Consider the following 15,803-nt stretch of genomic DNA (forward strand, 5'->3'; position numbering starts at 1 on the left):
TGTGTTTATTTTATACAAAAAATAATGATATGACAAGGTAAGTGTATGACAATAGAATGGGAAGAGTTTTTAGACCCCTATATTCAAGCGGTTGGAGAGCTGAAAATTAAGTTGCGTGGAGTGCGAAAGCAATACCGCAAGCAGCAACGTCATTCTCCGATTGAGTTTGTGACCGGACGTGTTAAGCCGATTGAGAGCATTAAAGAAAAGATGATTCTGCGAGGCATTCGCGAGGAAAATATCGAGCAGGAGATGCAGGATATCGCTGGCTTACGGGTCATGGTCCAGTTTGTCGATGATGTTGATGAAGTTTTAGAAGTCCTGCGAAATCGGACTGATATGCGTATTGTCCAGGAAAGGGATTACATCAAAAACAAAAAAGCCAGTGGCTATCGGAGTTACCATGTGATTGTAGAATATCCAGTTGATACGATTAATGGTCATAGGCTTATTCTGGCTGAGATTCAGATTCGCACCCTTTCGATGAATTTTTGGGCTACGATTGAGCATTCTTTGAATTACAAGTATAAAGGAGAATTTCCCGAGGAAATCAAATGCCGCTTGGAAACCACAGCTAATCTTGCCTATCAGCTGGATGAGGAGATGGGAGAAATCCGTGATGCTATCCAGGAGGCGCAGGCTCTCTTTGATCCTCTTCACCGCAAGTTGAATGACGGTGTGGGAAATAGTGATGATTCAGATGAAGAATACAGATAAAAAAATAGCGATTATCCGCAATCGGAAAAGACAGAGTGAACAAGTTTATCAGGATTTGAAGCAGAAGCTGAAACAGAATGGCTTTATTTTAACTCCTAAGAATCCCGACATCGTGATTTCGGTGGGTGGTGATGGCATGCTGCTATCAGCTTTTCATATGTATGAAGAACAGCTGGATCGGGTCCGCTTTGTCGGTGTGCATACAGGGCATCTCGGCTTTTATACAGACTACCGTGATTTTGAATTGGATAAGCTGGTCGAAAATCTTAAACTGGATACTGGCGCTCAGGTTTCTTATCCAATTTTAAATGTGAAAATCACTTTTGAAAATGGTGATACACGCACCATTCGTGCTTTGAACGAAGCAACAATCAAGCGTTCGGATCGGACTATGGTAGCTGATGTCATTATCAATCGGGTTCATTTCGAGCGTTTCCGAGGAGATGGGATTTCCGTTTCTACTCCGACAGGCAGTACAGCCTATAACAAATCTCTAGGTGGAGCGGTATTGCATCCGACAATCGAAGCCTTGCAGGTGACAGAGATTGCCAGTCTAAACAATCGGGTTTATCGGACGTTGGGCTCGTCGGTCATTGTTCCCAAAAAGGATAAGATTGAGTTAGTGCCGACCCGCAGTGACTATCATACTATCGCAGTTGATAATCAGACTTTCTCTTTTAAAAACATTGTCCGTATTGAGTACCAGATTGACAATCATAAGATACATTTTGTGGCTTCGCCAAGCCATACCAGCTTTTGGAACCGTGTCAGAGACTCCTTTATTGGGGAGTGCCGGGAATGAGGTTTGAGTTTATTGCTGATGAGCATGTCAAGGTAAAGACTTTTTTGAAGCGACACGAAATTTCCAAAGGCCTCTTGGCAAAGATAAAATTTTCCGGCGGAAACATTCTTGTCAACCATCAGCCTCAGAACGCTATTTATCTCTTGGATATTGGCGATAAAGTGACGATTGACATTCCTTCTGAAAAAGGATTTGAGAGTCTGAAAGCTGTTGATAAGGACTTGTCTGTCGTCTACGAGGATGAGCATTTCTTGGTTTTGGATAAACCGGCAGGGGTGGCCAGTATTCCCAGTGTTAATCATTCCAATACTATGGCAAACTTTGTTAAGGCTTACTATATTCGTCATGCCTATGAAAACCAGCAGGTGCATATCGTGACGCGTCTGGATAAGGATACAAGTGGGCTCATGCTCTTTGCCAAGCATGGCTATGCTCATGCCAGATTGGACAAACAGTTGCAGAAGAAGCTGATAGAAAAGCGCTATTACGCTCTAGTTCGGGGGACTGGTGACTTAGAAGAGCAAGGTGAGATTATTGCTCCGATTGGACGCAATCCTGAGAGTATCATTACGAGGCGCGTGACAGAGGATGGCAAGTACGCTCATACCAGTTACAAGGTCATAGAGCGATTTGGAGATGTCTATCTAGTGGATATTCATCTGCATACTGGGCGGACTCATCAAATCCGCGTTCACTTTTCACATATTGGCTTTCCGCTTTTGGGTGACGACCTTTATGGTGGGAGTTTGGAACACGGAATAGAGCGTCAGGCTTTACATTGTCATTCTTTGAAATTTTATAATCCTTTTAGTGGTCAGGAAGTTGAGCGTGCCAGTCCTTTGCCAGAAGATTTTAAACAAGTTATTGAGAAATTAAAAGAATAAGAGATAAAGGAGTTTTAAGAAACATGAAAATTTTTGATTCAATTCGTGAAGCCTTGAAGGATAAGGAAGTAAAGATTGTCTTGCCAGAGGGTGAGGAGCCACGGATTTTGCAAGCAACTAAACGCTTAGTGAAAGAAACCGATATTACTCCAGTTCTTTTAGGGAATCCTGATAAAATCCGCATTTATCTGGAAATTGAGGGAGTAAAAGAAGGATATCAGGTTATTGATCCTTCAAACTGTTCTTGCTTTGAAGAACTGGTAGAAGCTTTCGTTGAACGCCGTAAAGGGAAAATCACTGCAGATGAAGCACGTCAGTTGCTAAAGGAAGACGTTAACTACTTTGGTGTTATGTTGGTTTATCTTGGTAAAGTCCAAGGAATGGTATCTGGCGCGATTCACTCCACTGCAGCGACTGTTCGACCGGCTCTACAAATTATCAAGACTCTGCCTTGGGTTTCTCGCACTTCAGGAGCCTTCCTTATGGTGCGTGATGACGAACGCTATATTTTCAGTGACTGTGCCATCAATATCGATCCAGATGCCAATATCTTGGCAGAGATTGCTGTTAACTCAGCCCTAACAGCACAGATTTTTGGTATCGATCCAAAAGTTGCTATGCTCAGCTATTCGACCAAGGGCTCTGGTTTCGGAGAGAAGGTTGATAAGGTCGTAGAGGCAACTAAGCTAGCTCGGGAAATGCGTCCAGACTTGGTTATCGATGGTGAATTACAGTTTGATGCAGCTTTTGTCCCTGCAACAGCTGAACTGAAAGCACCTGGCAGCCCTGTGGCCGGTCAAGCGACTGTCTTTGTCTTCCCAAGTATCGAAGCTGGGAATATCAGCTACAAAATGGCAGAGCGTTTGGGCGGATTTTCAGCAGTAGGTCCTATCTTGCAGGGCCTTAACCATCCAGTTAACGACCTTTCTCGAGGCTGTAATGCGGATGACGTATACAAGCTGACTTTGATTACAGCCAGTCAGGCTGTTGGTCATTATTAAACGATAGGAAACAATTGGAGGGCATAAGCTCTCCTATTTTTCTTGCCTTATGCTATACTAGATTTATGTTAGATTTGAAAGAATACGGAATTGAGATGTGGGAGGCAGATAAAATTGCCTCTTTTAGAGAGAAATTATTAACTTGGTATGATGAAAACAAACGTGACCTGCCTTGGCGCAGAACAAATAATCCTTATCATATCTGGGTTTCTGAGATTATGCTGCAGCAGACTCGGGTGGATACGGTGATTCCTTACTATGAGCGCTTTCTTGACTGGTTTCCGACTGTAGCTGATTTAGCGCAGGCGCCAGAGGATAGACTCCTCAAGGCTTGGGAAGGGCTGGGGTATTATTCACGGGTGAGAAATATGCAAAAAGCAGCCCAGCAGATAATGACGGATTTCGTTGGAAAATTTCCTGATAGCTATGAAGGAATTGCTAGCCTCAAAGGGATTGGACCTTATACAGCTGGTGCCATTGCTAGTATCGCCTTTGGTCTAGCTGAGCCGGCGGTGGATGGCAATGTCATGCGGGTGCTGAGTCGCTTGTTTGAAGTTGATTTGGATATCGGTCACCCCAGCAATCGAAAGGTATTTCAGGCTATGATGGAGATTCTGATTGATCCAGGCAGACCCGGAGATTTCAATCAGGCACTGATGGATCTGGGGTCAGATATCGAAGCCCCTGTTAATCCTCATCCAGAAGACAGTCCTGTAAAAGAGTTCAGCGCAGCTTATTTGCACGGAACTATGGATAAATATCCAATCAAAGCACCTAAAAAGAAGCCAGTTCCAGTCTATCTGCAAGGCTTGATTATCGAAAATGAACAGGGACAGTTCTTGCTTGAAAAGAATGAGGCTGCTGGCTTGTTATCAGGTTTTTGGCATTTTCCCTTGATTGAAATCGAGGAATTTCAAACTGAAAATCAGATGTCCCTCTTTGAGGTGGCAGAAAATCAGCCAATTCTGTATTTGTCTCCTCAAGAAAGCTTTGAGCAGGATTATGATTTGATTGTTGACTGGCAGCAAGAGTCCTTTTCAAAAGTGCAGCATGTTTTCAGTCATCGCAAGTGGCATATCCAGTTAGCTTATGGCCGTGTTAAAAATAGCCAGCACGCAGCTGATGGAGAGGTCTTGTGGCTTCATCCAGGAGACTTTGGCAATTACCCTTTTGCCAAACCCCAGCAGAAGATGTGGGAGGCTTTTCAAGATGTTAGAAATAAAGAAAAAATCTGAGACTAATTTGGTCTCAGATTTTTTTTGAATCAATTTTACAAGTTTGCAAAAGCTTTAATCTCATCCGCAGTCATAGAAGAATCACAACGAACAGATACATGGCCGTCTTGAACATGAACAAAACCAGGAACCGTCGGAATGCTGTATTCAGAGCGGAAGGCTTGCAGTTTCTCTAATTCGCTGGCTTCTTCGCTATTGATAAAGAAAATATGTGCCTTGGTATCAGCGACAACGCCAGCAAGAGTAGCAGCGAATTTACGGCAGTAAGGGCAAGTTTTACGACCAACGAAGAAAGTTGCAGTTTCTTTATCAGCAATCGCTTGACGAGCGCGGTCAACAGTTGTGACTTCAAGGTCTTTAATATTTTGAGCAAATTGTTCCATAAATAATCCTCATTTCTTTTGATAAAACTAGTATGCCATAAAAAGCAGAAAAATGCTTGATTTGGAAACGAAAAACCAGAGAATGTGAAATTCATCCTCTGGTTGATTGGTTGATAGTGTTATTTTACTTGATAAAGGCATTAATTTCTACTTCAATAGCAGCAATTTTTGCTTGGGCATCTTCATTGCTGTCACCAACCACTGCAATGTAGAACTTGATTTTTGGTTCTGTTCCGGATGGACGAACAGCAATCCATGAACCGTCAGCCAAGGTGTATTTGAGCACGTCGCTTGGAGGAGTCGTCAGAGCTGTAACAGTACCGTCTGCGGCGGTAGAAGTCTGAGCCTTAAAGTCTTCAGTAACAGAAATAGCAGTAGCGTTGAATTCTTTCGGAGCATTGTCACGGAACTTAGCCATGATAGCCTTGATTTGCTCAGCTCCATCAACACCAGACAAGGTTACAGAGATAGTCTTTTCAGCAAAGTAACCGTACTCTTTGTAGATTTCTTCAATACCGTCAGCCAGAGTCAAGCCACGTGAGCGGTAGTAGGCAGCTAGCTCAGCTACAACCAGAACAGCTTGGATAGCGTCTTTATCACGTACAAACGGCTTGATCAGATAGCCGAAGCTTTCTTCAAATCCCATCATGTAGGTGTGGTTGTGCTTTTCTTCGAATTCTTGAATCTTTTCAGCGATAAATTTGAAACCGGTCAAGACATTAAACATGGTTGCGCCATAACTTTCAGCAATCTTGGTCACCAAGTCAGTAGAAACGATAGACTTGCAGAGAGCTGCGTTAGCTGGCAGAGTTCCAGCACTCTTATGAGCTTCCAAGATGTATTTAGCCATAATGGCTCCGATTTGGTTACCTGAAAGGTTGAGGTAGCTTCCGTCTTTTTGCAGAACTTCAACACCGACACGGTCAGCATCTGGGTCAGTTGCGACCAAAACATCTGCACCAACTTTACGGCCTAATTCCTCAGCTAAGGCAAAGGCTGCTTGGCTTTCAGGGTTTGGAGACTTAACAGTAGAGAAGTCTGGATCAGCTACAGCCTGCGCTTCAACAACTTCAACAGAATCAAATCCAGCTTGAGCCAAAGCGCGGCGAGCTAGCATTTCACCAGTACCGTGCAGAGGAGTGTAGACAATCTTCATGTCCTTGCCGTATTCATCAATCAGTTTTTGGTTGATATTGACATCTTTAACTTCCTTGAGGTATTCAGCATCAATAGCATCGCCAATCACTTCAATCAAACCAGAAGCTTTTTCAGCTTCAACGTCAGCTACCTCAATAGCAAAAGGATTTTCAATAGCACGGATGTAGTTAGTCAATGCATCTGCATCATGCGGAGGCATTTGTCCGCCGTCTTCACCATATACCTTGTAGCCGTTAAATGGAGCAGGGTTGTGGCTGGCCGTAATCATGATACCAGCAAAAGTTCCTAAATGACGTACCGCAAATGAAAGTTCTGGAGTTGGGCGCAGGCTTTCAAAAACATAGGACTTGATGCCGTGTTTTGCTAAAACAGCAGCAGATTCAAAGGCAAATTCTGGTGAGAAATGACGGGAGTCGTAAGCAATCGCGACACCGCGTTTTTTGAACTCATCACCTTTTTCTTCAATCAAGCGAGCCAAACCTTCGGTTGCCTGACGGACAACATAAATATTAATACGATTGGTACCAGCGCCAATCAAACCACGCATACCAGCAGTACCAAACTCAAGATTGGTGTAAAAGGCATCTTCCTTAGTTTTTTCGTCCATACTATTCAAGTCTTCACGAAGATAGTCAGGAAGTTCAGCATAATCAAGCCATTTTTTGAAGTTCTCTTGATAAGTCATAGGTGGAGTCTCCTTTATTTTTGAAATGAAGAGTGGGAAATTTTAGTAAAAATTCCTGCTCTTAAATTTTCTTAATCGCTTACATTGTAGCATATTTTCATAAATTTTGAAAGAGGTTACCTAGAAAACGATGAAATACTTTTCAAGACATTGTTTCAAGGATTTCAGAATATTAGAGCTGAATTGCAGTATAAAAAAGACCAAAGCAAGGCTTGGTCCAGAAAACTAAATCATCATCATTTTTTGGCTTTTTCAAGCGCTGGAATGATAGTTGCTGTCAAAATCGCAGAAATGATTAACTCGGCAATGGAATTTGCTGATAGAATCACAGCCAGAAGTGCTTTGATATCACCTTGGTATACATTTGCAAAGAGAAAGAAGATACCGCCCAAGACGAAGATGGTATTGGTAGCAGAACCTACGGAACCAGCTATAATCAAGCCGACCTTATTTTTCATTGCTTTATATACGAAATAAGGAGTGATACCGATGAGAATGCGAGGCACCATGGCAACAAGAAGCGAAGAAAGGCTTCCATTTGGCACAAAAGGGCTAAAGAGATAGCTGGTTGGCAGCAGTACCAAGGTATTGGTAACAACGCTGATACATCCCATAAGGCCGCCTAGAACAGCTCCGACTTTAGGGCCATAGAGGATACTGGCGATAATCACTGGGATGTGAATAATCGTAGGTTTAATCGGTACTGGAAGTAAGTTGAAAATAACCGAGCTGAGCAGGTGCAGTACCAACATAATGGCAAAGAAAATAGCAATTTGAGCAATTTTAGACTGTTTTTTCATAAATAAGTTCCTTTACTGTATTAATAATCGTATCAATTTCAGCTAGAGCACCTGTCCCCTGATCGCCACAGGCTAGAACGGCTTCACGCGGTTGGATAATCTTCCATCCAAAAAGCTGCAGACGCTCCAAATTGTGCTGAGTTAGTGGATTTTCAAACATCTTAGTGTTCATAGCTGGAGCCAAAACTTTCTTCGTATGAGGTGGCAGAGCCAGGGCAGTAGCTGTCACCATATTGTCAGCTAAACCATTGGCTAATTTAGCGATGGTATTGGCTGTAGCTGGCGCAAGCAAAAAGAGGTCAGACTCTTTAGCGATGTCAATGTGATTGACCTTGCTAGGGTCAGGTTCTTGCATAATATCAATTGCAACTGGTCTTTGCGACAAGACTTGCAGGGTCAGTGGTGTGATAAATTCTGTCGCTGCCTCTGTCATGAGGATAGCAACTTCAAAGTTTTCTTTCTTTAGACGACTGGTGATGTCAGCAGCCTTGTAAGATGATATGCTGCCGCTGACGGCTAAGGTAATCTTTGTCATCATTTACCTCCTTATGGACTGTGGATATGCAGGTAGAGGAGCTGAGCAATTTCTTCTTTGGATTGAGCTCGGGTTACAGTATCATTTCCGACAAGATAGGCTTTGTGCCCATGGTTAGAAATCTCTATCAAATCATTGGCAACGATGATTTCTGCCTGATTTATTATGAGACTGGCTCGTGCAGTCTCGAGTAACTCTTCGTTAGAAACATCAACCAAGAGTTTGAAGCCAATCAAGCGAATGTCTGGCTTCCATTTTTTTACCAAGCTGATGATTTTAGGTGTCTGTTTGAGAAAAAGAACTTGAACATCATCCTGAGAAGAAATCTTGCTTTCTGAGTTAGTCTTATTCAGAAATTCATTTATATCAGGGCTAGTTGCTACAGCTTCAAAACCAGTCATGTAGACGGGGGTGTAGTCTGAGACAGCCATTGCATGAATCAGTACATCATGTGTGTGAACGAGCGGCTCCAAGCTTTCAAGCAATTCTGCAACATTTTCGATCTGGACAATGGTAAGATTGGGATGAGCTGCCGGGCGGACAGCCTTGGGAGTCGTCACCAGAGTCACCTGATCGCCCTTGTCTAGGAAAGTTTCAGCTATAATTTTGCCAAGCTGGCCTGTCGAATGATTGGTAATAGAGCGGACACGGTCTATTTTCTCGCTGGTCCCGCCGGAAGTAATCAATATGTTCATAGCACTATTTTACAAGAAAAAAGAAATTTAGTAAAATAATTCTAATTGCAGAGTGTCACAGCGGAAAATAATTCTCTGAAATCTTATATTTTAGAGAATATAATTTTCTTAACTTTCCTTTTTCCCGAACATTAAAATCTTTTTAGAGCTTAATCATGTAGATTTTGCTCTTTTTTGTTATAATCTTTATATTAATTGACAGAGGAGTTCTTGATGAAAACAGATATTGAAATTGCTCAAAGTGTTGAATTGCAGCCTATTGTTGATGTAGTGAAAAAAGTCGGCATCAACTATGATGACTTAGAACTATATGGTAAGTACAAGGCTAAGCTCAGCTTTGATAAAATTCGTGAGGTTGAAAAAAATCCTGTTGGCAAGCTGATTTTGGTAACGGCAATCAATCCGACACCTGCTGGAGAAGGTAAATCTACCATTACAATTGGACTAGCTGATGCGCTCAATAAAATTGGCAAGAAAACTATGATTGCTATCCGGGAACCATCTCTGGGGCCTGTGATGGGCATCAAGGGAGGAGCAGCTGGCGGAGGTCACGCTCAGGTTCTACCGATGGAAGATATCAACTTGCATTTTACTGGAGACATGCACGCCATCACGACAGCCAATAATGCCCTGTCAGCTCTTATCGATAATCATCTTCATCAGGGAAATGCACTGGGAATCGATCAACGCCGTATTATCTGGAAGCGGGTGGTTGACCTAAATGACCGAGCTCTTCGCCATGTGACCGTTGGCTTAGGAAGTCCAGTTAATGGTATTCCGCGAGAAGATGGTTTTGACATTACGGTTGCATCTGAAATTATGGCGATTCTTTGCCTAGCTACGGATATTGAAGATTTGAAAAAGCGCTTGGCTAACATTGTCATCGGTTATCGCTATGACCGCTCACCAGTCTATGTTCGTGACCTTGAGGTAGAAGGAGCCTTGGCTTTAGTTTTGAAAGATGCGATTAAGCCAAATCTAGTTCAGACTATTTACGGGACACCAGCCTTTGTTCATGGCGGTCCTTTTGCCAATATCGCTCATGGCTGTAACTCTGTTTTAGCGACTAGCACAGCGTTGCGCTTGGCCGATTATACAGTGACAGAAGCAGGATTTGGTGCAGATCTTGGTGCTGAAAAATTCTTAGATATTAAAACTCCAAACTTACCGACTTCTCCAGATGCAGTCGTAATCGTTGCAACCTTGCGCGCTCTTAAGATGAATGGTGGAGTAGCTAAGGATGCACTTACAGAAGAGAATGTTGAGGCGATCCGAGCTGGTTTTGCTAATCTCAAGAGGCACGTTGAAAATATTCGTAAGTTCGGTATTCCAGTGGCAGTAGCTATCAATGAATTTGTCTCTGACACGGCTGCTGAAATTACAGCGCTTAAGGAACTTTGTGCAGAAATTAAGGTTCCAGTTGAGTTAGCTAGCGTCTGGGCTGATGGTGCCGAAGGTGGTGTATCTCTGGCTGAGACTGTAGTCAAAACCATTGATGAAGAACCTGCTCATTACACTCGCCTCTATGATAATGATCTTTCTATTGAAGAAAAAATAGAGAAAATTGTCAGAGAAATCTATCGTGGTTCAAAAGTGAACTTTGAGAAAAAAGCGCAGACTCAAATTCGAGAAATCGTCAAAAACGGCTGGGATAAGCTGCCAATCTGCATGGCCAAAACACAGTATAGCTTCTCTGACAATCCTGCTGCTCTGGGGGCGCCAGAAAATTTTGAAATTACCATTCGTGAACTGGTACCAAAACTTGGAGCGGGCTTTATCGTGGCTTTGACAGGAGATGTCATGACCATGCCAGGATTGCCAAAACGTCCTGCAGCACTTAATATGGATGTGGTGGCAGACGGCACAGCGATTGGTCTATTTTGATCTTGGTTTAAAAGGCTCTTTACGAGTCTTTTTTGGTATAATAGTGAAAATAATGAGAGTAGAATATGGAGTCAACATGAACATTAGATTAGCAACTCCATCAGACGCTGCAACCTTGCTTGCTATTTATGCGCCTTATGTAGAAAATACAGCCATCACTTTTGAATATGAAGTTCCAACCATTGAGGATTTTGCAAATAGGATTGAAAAAACGTTGGAAAAATATCCTTATCTGGTAGCAGAAGAAGACGGTTTAATTTTAGGTTATGCCTATGCTTCGACTTATTATGCGCGTGCCTCCTATGATTGGGCGGTGGAATTGTCCGTCTATGTCAGTCAAGATGCTAGAGGAAAAGGAGTTGGCAGTAAGCTTTATGATGAACTTGAAGACTTGTTAGATCAGATGGGATATATGCATTTTCTAGCCTGTATTTCTCTGCCAAATGAAGCTAGCCTGGCTTTACATCGAAAAAGGGGCTACCAGCAGGTGGCGCATTTCCCTAAAATTGGCTATAAATTCGAGCGTTGGCATGACATTGTTTGGCTACAAAAATCCTTAGACAAGCAAGCTGGACCAATTAAACTTTTAAAAGAAATGGAGTGTAAATGATGAAAAAGAAACACCTATTAATAACTCTTCTAAGCATTGCCCTTTTGACTTTGAGCGGCTGTCAGGCCGTTGAAAATTGGTTTAAAAATGCCAAGGAGGAATGGATTGGTTTAGAGATGACAGTTCGCACCTATGATGAAAATTCTCAGCTTATTGACCAGATGTCGGGCAAGTCACTATCCATCTCGCGTAACGAGGAGTTTGACTCAGTTGATGCGGAAGGAAATTCCAAGGAAGATTCTTCTGTGCTCAAAATCACCTTGGGTAAGTATGAGATTGACCATGTGGGCTCTTCCTTGATTGCGGAAGAAAAAGGCTTGAAAGATGTCTTTGCCCAGTATCAAAAAACAGCAGATGTTGAGGAGAATAGCCATTCTGTCCCTGTTCTAAATCGCATGATTTCAGCCTTTAAAAACGACTTTACTGGAAAGAAAAAGGTTATTCTGATTCGTTCTCAAAACGGCACTCCGTTGGCTGCCTATGCTGGCGACCGAGTCTCTCTAGATAAATCCGATGCTCCTAAAACTTCTGAATTACTGATTGACGGTAAGCGTCTCGTGATTTATCGCTGCGACTACACTATTTATGACCGTGAATTGCTGGAGTAAGATATGGATGTAGAGGAATTGGTAAAAGAGTTAAAAGCTGTGGCTAACCCTGATGATGCAGTTGCTATGAAAGCCTATATGAAAAATAAATTTGAGTTTCTAGGAGTCAAGACTCCGGCCAGGCGGAAACTCGCAAAGACTTTTTTCAAACAGCATACTGATTCCGTCATTGACTGGAATTTTATAAATGAAGCTTGGAATAATCCCTATCGAGAACTGCAGTACACTGCGCTAGATTATCTGGAGATTCGCAAGAAACTATTGACACCATCTGACTTTTCACGTTTGAAAAAGCTGGCCCAAACAAAATCTTGGTGGGATACCATTGACTTTTTGGACTGCTTGGTTGGATCAATCATTGCTCGATTTCCAGAAACCAAAGAGATTATTTTAGCTTGGAGTTGTGATGAGGATATCTGGCTGAGGCGCTTGGCTATCAATCATCAGCTGCTGCGAAAAGAGGAAACAGACACAGAGTTGCTAGAGAACATTTTAGTCAATAATCTAGGCCAAACAGAATTCTTTATTAACAAGGCCATCGGCTGGGCGCTGAGAGATTATTCCAAAACCAATCCAGACTGGGTCAGAGATTTTATAGAACGGTATCGAGCAGAAATGGTTGCCCTTAGTATTCGAGAGGGAAGTAAGTATTTATGAAACAGATTTATTTAAAATATCTAGAAGAGAAGGATTACTCTGTTTGGCTGGAAGGATTTTCCAATAGACTGTCTTCTCAATCACCATTTGATGATGGACTTTTAGATATGACAATTTGTACAGAAAGTTGGTTTGCGGATTTGGTGGCTAAGCACCGTGATTTTCGAGAGAAAGACCAACAGTATATTTGGGGAATTTATGATGCAAAAAGCGGAAAACATGTAGGTATGGTTAATTTATTTGTGCTAGCTAGAGACGATTTCCAATGGGCGGAAATAGGCTATACGATACATAATCAATTTTGGCGTCAGGGTTACGCCAGAGCTATGTTAGAAGAACTCAAGAAAGTCAGTCGCGAACTAGGATTTCATCGTTTAGAAGCACATGTTGATCTACAGAATATCCCTTCGCAAAAATTACTAGAGCAAGCTGATTTCTATCGTGAAGGAGTACGGAAACAATTCCAAAAAGAAGGTCAAGAATGGAAAGATAGACAAGTTTTTGTTTATATTTTAGATTAAATACCTTGACAAAACGGAAAAAGATAAGGTAAACTATATTTCGTGCGATGAGTCGATATGCAGATTTTCTGCAAATTGAAGCATGGGAGGTCATAACGCAGGAGCGGACCTTGATCAGTTGTGTGAACCTGCTGATCACACGAAAGTGCCCTTATCCCCAGTCTACGGATTGGGGATTTTTCTATTGCTCTTGATGAAACAACTTCGCAGAAGGCAGTTGAGTCGTAGAGCAATGGATGCAGTTTTGTTCGTGAGAACAAAATCTGTAAACCTTGAAACTTCTCTTAGAGAGGAAAGAAGGTTAGTTGAAGCCGAGCTTAGAGACATTGATACTGAGACGGTCGAAGTCGTGAGTGCTAGTGCTCTTGATGAAACGAGTCCGCAGGAGGAAGTTGAGTTGGTGTGTTTTATCAAAAGATCGCACTTATATTCTTCTATTCTTCAGAAATATTTGCATTTTTTCCTAAAAATAGTATAATACTAACAATACAAAATTTTTTGAAAATTCAGAGAGGTTATCGCATGGGATATACAGTTGCTGTAGTAGGTGCCACTGGTGCCGTTGGATCTCAAATGATTAAAATGCTGGAAGAATCTAGCCTTCCAATTGATAAAATACGCTATCTGGCGTCTGCTCGTTCAGCTGGTAAAGTTCTCCAATTCAAGGGACAAGATATTACTATCGAAGAGACGACTGAGACTGCTTTTGAAGGTGTAGATATTGCTCTCTTCTCAGCTGGTGGTTCTACCTCAGCAAAATTCGCTCCTTACGCAGTTAAATCTGGAGCGGTAGTGGTCGATAACACCTCTTATTTCCGTCAAAATCCTGATGTTCCTCTGGTTGTTCCAGAAGTCAACGCCCATGCCTTAGATCAGCACAAGGGAATTATCGCTTGCCCTAACTGCTCGACAATTCAGATGATGGTGGCTTTGGAGCCTGTTCGTCAGCAATGGGGGTTAGAGCGTATCATCGTATCTACCTATCAAGCAGTTTCTGGTGCAGGTATGGGAGCCATTCTTGAAACCCAAGCTCAATTACGTTCTGTTCTCAATGATGGTGTAAATCCTAAGGATGCGGAAGCCAATATCCTTCCATGTGGCGGTGATAAGAAGCATTATCCTATTGCCTTTAATGCCTTACCTCAGATTGATGTCTTTACAGATAACGACTACACTTATGAAGAGATGAAGATGACCAAGGAAACTAAGAAAATCATGGAAGATGATTCTATTGCTGTTTCTGCGACATGTGTCCGTCTTCCTATTTTGTCTGCTCACTCAGAGTCTGTCTACATCGAGACTAAGGAAGTTGCACCTATTGACCAGGTAAAAGCATCAATCGCAGCTTTCCCAGGTGCAGTTCTGGAAGATGATGTAGCTCATCAGGTTTATCCGCAAGCAATCAATGCGGTTGGTAAGAAAGAAACCTTTGTTGGCCGAATTCGTAAGGATCTTGATGCAGAAAAAGGAATCCACATGTGGGTTGTTTCAGACAATCTTCTTAAAGGAGCAGCTTGGAATTCTGTTCAAATCGCAGAGACACTGCATGAGCGTGGTTTAGTTCGTCCGACAGCAGAAGTTGTTTTTGAATTAAAATAAAGTGACCAAGGAAACTTGACAGCACAGGGTTGAATAATCGTTCTTTCAACCCTCTTTTCGTATAATAAAGAGAGGTAAGTTTATGGCGTATGCGGATTTGAAAAACTGTAAAATCATCACAGCTTTTATCACACCTTTTCATGAAGATGGTTCCATCAATTTTGAAGCTATTCCAGACTTGATTGAGCACCTTTTGGCGCATCATACAGATGGGATTTTGCTGGCTGGAACAACTGCTGAAAGTCCAACTCTGACTCACGATGAAGAGTTGGAATTATTTGCGGCAGTTCAAAAGGTTGTCAAAGGGCGTGTTCCTTTGATTGCCGGTGTCGGTACCAACGAAACGCGTGATTCTATCGAATTCGTCAAAGAAGTAGATGAATTTGGTGGTTTTGCAGCTGGTCTGGCCATCGTACCCTATTACAACAAACCTTCTCAGGAAGGGATGTATCAGCACTTTAAAGCTATTGCGGATGCTTCAAACCTGCCTATCATTATCTACAATATACCAGGAAGGGTAGTAGTTGAGATGACACCTGAGACTATGCTGAGGTTGGCTGAACATCCAAACATTATCGGCGTTAAAGAATGTACCAGTCTGGCGAATATGGCCTATCTGATTGAGCATCGCCCAGAGGAGTTTCTGATTTACACTGGTGAGGATGGCGATGCCTTTCATGCTATGAATCTGGGGGCTGATGGAGTTATTTCTGTTGCTTCTCACACAAACGGTGATGAAATGTTTGAAATGCTGGACGCTATTGAGCACAATGACATCAGAAAAGCAGCAGCTATCCAACGGAAATTCATCCCTAAAGTCAATGCCCTTTTCTCTTACCCAAGCCCTGCCCCTGTCAAGGCAGTCCTTAATTACTTAGGATTTGCAGCTGGGCCAACCCGCTTACCGCTTGTACCTGCACCCGAAGAAGATGCTAAACGCATTATCAAGGTCGTGGTTGATGGTGACTATCAAGCGACCAAAGAGACTGTTAAAGGTGTCCTGAGACCGGATTATTGATTGATAGCAGC

Annotated in this window: 17 protein-coding genes; 12 read left to right on the plus strand and 5 right to left on the minus strand. The window is 42.4% G+C overall.

The annotated features are described in order from the left end of the window. Positions 1-45: 45 nt before the first annotated feature. The 5 genes from J1C81_RS05920 (at position 46) to mutY (ending at position 4,639) form a co-directional block, all read left to right on the plus strand. Entirely contained in the window at positions 46-717 is a 672-nt protein-coding gene (locus tag J1C81_RS05920; protein WP_002915163.1) for a GTP pyrophosphokinase, read from the plus strand. After that, entirely contained in the window at positions 701-1,519 is an 819-nt protein-coding gene (locus J1C81_RS05925; protein WP_302479835.1) for an NAD kinase, read from the plus strand. The genes J1C81_RS05920 and J1C81_RS05925 overlap by 17 nt, the downstream gene beginning before the upstream one ends. Then, on the plus strand, positions 1,516-2,403 hold the full coding sequence (locus J1C81_RS05930) for an RluA family pseudouridine synthase (RefSeq protein WP_002915164.1): 888 nt from the start codon (positions 1,516-1,518) through the stop codon (positions 2,401-2,403). The genes J1C81_RS05925 and J1C81_RS05930 overlap by 4 nt, the downstream gene beginning before the upstream one ends. A gap of 23 nt (positions 2,404-2,426) precedes the next feature. Next, positions 2,427-3,404: a phosphate acetyltransferase gene (pta, locus tag J1C81_RS05935; protein ID WP_002909705.1), complete on the plus strand. Its 978-nt coding sequence runs from the start codon at positions 2,427-2,429 to the stop codon at positions 3,402-3,404. A 65-nt stretch (positions 3,405-3,469) separates the two neighbouring features. Then, positions 3,470-4,639 carry an A/G-specific adenine glycosylase gene (gene mutY, locus J1C81_RS05940; protein ID WP_002915165.1) on the plus strand — a complete coding sequence of 390 codons (1,170 nt, stop codon included), beginning with the start codon at positions 3,470-3,472 and terminating at the stop codon, positions 4,637-4,639. Between the two features lie 35 nt (positions 4,640-4,674). Here the strand turns inward: mutY and J1C81_RS05945 are convergent, their stop codons facing one another. The 5 genes from J1C81_RS05945 to J1C81_RS05965 all read right to left on the minus strand — a co-directional run bounded on the left by J1C81_RS05945 (position 4,675) and on the right by J1C81_RS05965 (position 8,895). Further along, a complete protein-coding gene (locus J1C81_RS05945; RefSeq protein WP_002915166.1) occupies positions 4,675-5,022 on the minus strand; it encodes a thiol reductase thioredoxin in 348 nt (115 codons plus the stop codon). A 124-nt stretch (positions 5,023-5,146) separates the two neighbouring features. Continuing rightward, a complete protein-coding gene (locus J1C81_RS05950) occupies positions 5,147-6,865 on the minus strand; it encodes a phospho-sugar mutase (protein WP_002915167.1) in 1,719 nt (572 codons plus the stop codon). Positions 6,866-7,101: 236 nt separating this feature from the next. Then, positions 7,102-7,665, minus strand: coding sequence for an ECF transporter S component (locus tag J1C81_RS05955; RefSeq protein ID WP_002915168.1), 564 nt, complete (start codon positions 7,663-7,665; stop codon positions 7,102-7,104). After that, positions 7,649-8,200 carry a phosphopantothenoylcysteine decarboxylase gene (gene coaC / locus J1C81_RS05960; protein ID WP_032909717.1) on the minus strand — a complete coding sequence of 184 codons (552 nt, stop codon included), beginning with the start codon at positions 8,198-8,200 and terminating at the stop codon, positions 7,649-7,651. Before coaC ends, J1C81_RS05955 begins: the two co-directional genes overlap by 17 nt. Before the next feature lie 11 nt (positions 8,201-8,211). After that, positions 8,212-8,895 carry a phosphopantothenate--cysteine ligase gene (locus J1C81_RS05965; protein WP_002915171.1) on the minus strand — a complete coding sequence of 228 codons (684 nt, stop codon included), beginning with the start codon at positions 8,893-8,895 and terminating at the stop codon, positions 8,212-8,214. A 213-nt stretch (positions 8,896-9,108) separates the two neighbouring features. On the opposite strand from J1C81_RS05965, the gene J1C81_RS05970 reads away from it, so the two are divergent. From J1C81_RS05970 to dapA, 7 genes are all read left to right on the plus strand, one after another. Further along, complete coding sequence (locus J1C81_RS05970; protein WP_002915172.1) at positions 9,109-10,779, plus strand: formate--tetrahydrofolate ligase; 1,671 nt, start codon at positions 9,109-9,111, stop codon at positions 10,777-10,779. Between the two features lie 76 nt (positions 10,780-10,855). Next, positions 10,856-11,389, plus strand: coding sequence for a GNAT family N-acetyltransferase (locus J1C81_RS05975; RefSeq protein ID WP_235787737.1), 534 nt, complete (start codon positions 10,856-10,858; stop codon positions 11,387-11,389). Continuing rightward, positions 11,386-11,997 carry a DUF5052 family protein gene (locus tag J1C81_RS05980; protein WP_002915174.1) on the plus strand — a complete coding sequence of 204 codons (612 nt, stop codon included), beginning with the start codon at positions 11,386-11,388 and terminating at the stop codon, positions 11,995-11,997. Before J1C81_RS05975 ends, J1C81_RS05980 begins: the two co-directional genes overlap by 4 nt. Positions 11,998-12,000: 3 nt before the next feature. Then, complete coding sequence (locus J1C81_RS05985) at positions 12,001-12,654, plus strand: DNA alkylation repair protein (RefSeq protein WP_002915175.1); 654 nt, start codon at positions 12,001-12,003, stop codon at positions 12,652-12,654. After that, positions 12,651-13,175 (plus strand): GNAT family N-acetyltransferase, encoded by a 525-nt coding sequence (locus J1C81_RS05990; RefSeq protein ID WP_002915176.1) that lies wholly within the window; start codon positions 12,651-12,653, stop codon positions 13,173-13,175. Before J1C81_RS05985 ends, J1C81_RS05990 begins: the two co-directional genes overlap by 4 nt. Before the next feature lie 522 nt (positions 13,176-13,697). Beyond that, the gene (locus J1C81_RS05995; RefSeq protein WP_002915184.1) at positions 13,698-14,774 is read left to right on the plus strand and encodes an aspartate-semialdehyde dehydrogenase; all 1,077 of its coding nucleotides are present in this window, start codon (positions 13,698-13,700) and stop codon (positions 14,772-14,774) included. Positions 14,775-14,856: 82 nt separating this feature from the next. Further along, on the plus strand, positions 14,857-15,792 hold the full coding sequence (gene dapA, locus J1C81_RS06000) for a 4-hydroxy-tetrahydrodipicolinate synthase (RefSeq protein WP_002912489.1): 936 nt from the start codon (positions 14,857-14,859) through the stop codon (positions 15,790-15,792). Positions 15,793-15,803 lie beyond the last annotated feature (11 nt).

The organism is Streptococcus sanguinis, from assembly GCF_050225395.1.
Lineage (GTDB): Bacteria > Bacillota > Bacilli > Lactobacillales > Streptococcaceae > Streptococcus.

Bases quoted from the DNA above. Each gene is read 5' to 3' on its own strand.
- J1C81_RS05920 (WP_002915163.1), top strand. From the start codon at position 46: ATGACAATAGAATGGGAAGAGTTTTTAGACCCCTATATTCAAGCGGTT.
- J1C81_RS05925 (WP_302479835.1), top strand. From the start codon at position 701: ATGAAGAATACAGATAAAAAAATAGCGATTATCCGCAATCGGAAAAGA.
- J1C81_RS05930 (WP_002915164.1), top strand. From the start codon at position 1,516: ATGAGGTTTGAGTTTATTGCTGATGAGCATGTCAAGGTAAAGACTTTT.
- pta (WP_002909705.1), top strand. From the start codon at position 2,427: ATGAAAATTTTTGATTCAATTCGTGAAGCCTTGAAGGATAAGGAAGTA.
- mutY (WP_002915165.1), top strand. From the start codon at position 3,470: ATGTTAGATTTGAAAGAATACGGAATTGAGATGTGGGAGGCAGATAAA.
- J1C81_RS05945 (WP_002915166.1), bottom strand. From the start codon at position 5,022: ATGGAACAATTTGCTCAAAATATTAAAGACCTTGAAGTCACAACTGTT.
- J1C81_RS05950 (WP_002915167.1), bottom strand. From the start codon at position 6,865: ATGACTTATCAAGAGAACTTCAAAAAATGGCTTGATTATGCTGAACTT.
- J1C81_RS05955 (WP_002915168.1), bottom strand. From the start codon at position 7,665: ATGAAAAAACAGTCTAAAATTGCTCAAATTGCTATTTTCTTTGCCATT.
- coaC (WP_032909717.1), bottom strand. From the start codon at position 8,200: ATGACAAAGATTACCTTAGCCGTCAGCGGCAGCATATCATCTTACAAG.
- J1C81_RS05965 (WP_002915171.1), bottom strand. From the start codon at position 8,895: ATGAACATATTGATTACTTCCGGCGGGACCAGCGAGAAAATAGACCGT.
- J1C81_RS05970 (WP_002915172.1), top strand. From the start codon at position 9,109: ATGAAAACAGATATTGAAATTGCTCAAAGTGTTGAATTGCAGCCTATT.
- J1C81_RS05975 (WP_235787737.1), top strand. From the start codon at position 10,856: ATGAACATTAGATTAGCAACTCCATCAGACGCTGCAACCTTGCTTGCT.
- J1C81_RS05980 (WP_002915174.1), top strand. From the start codon at position 11,386: ATGATGAAAAAGAAACACCTATTAATAACTCTTCTAAGCATTGCCCTT.
- J1C81_RS05985 (WP_002915175.1), top strand. From the start codon at position 12,001: ATGGATGTAGAGGAATTGGTAAAAGAGTTAAAAGCTGTGGCTAACCCT.
- J1C81_RS05990 (WP_002915176.1), top strand. From the start codon at position 12,651: ATGAAACAGATTTATTTAAAATATCTAGAAGAGAAGGATTACTCTGTT.
- J1C81_RS05995 (WP_002915184.1), top strand. From the start codon at position 13,698: ATGGGATATACAGTTGCTGTAGTAGGTGCCACTGGTGCCGTTGGATCT.
- dapA (WP_002912489.1), top strand. From the start codon at position 14,857: ATGGCGTATGCGGATTTGAAAAACTGTAAAATCATCACAGCTTTTATC.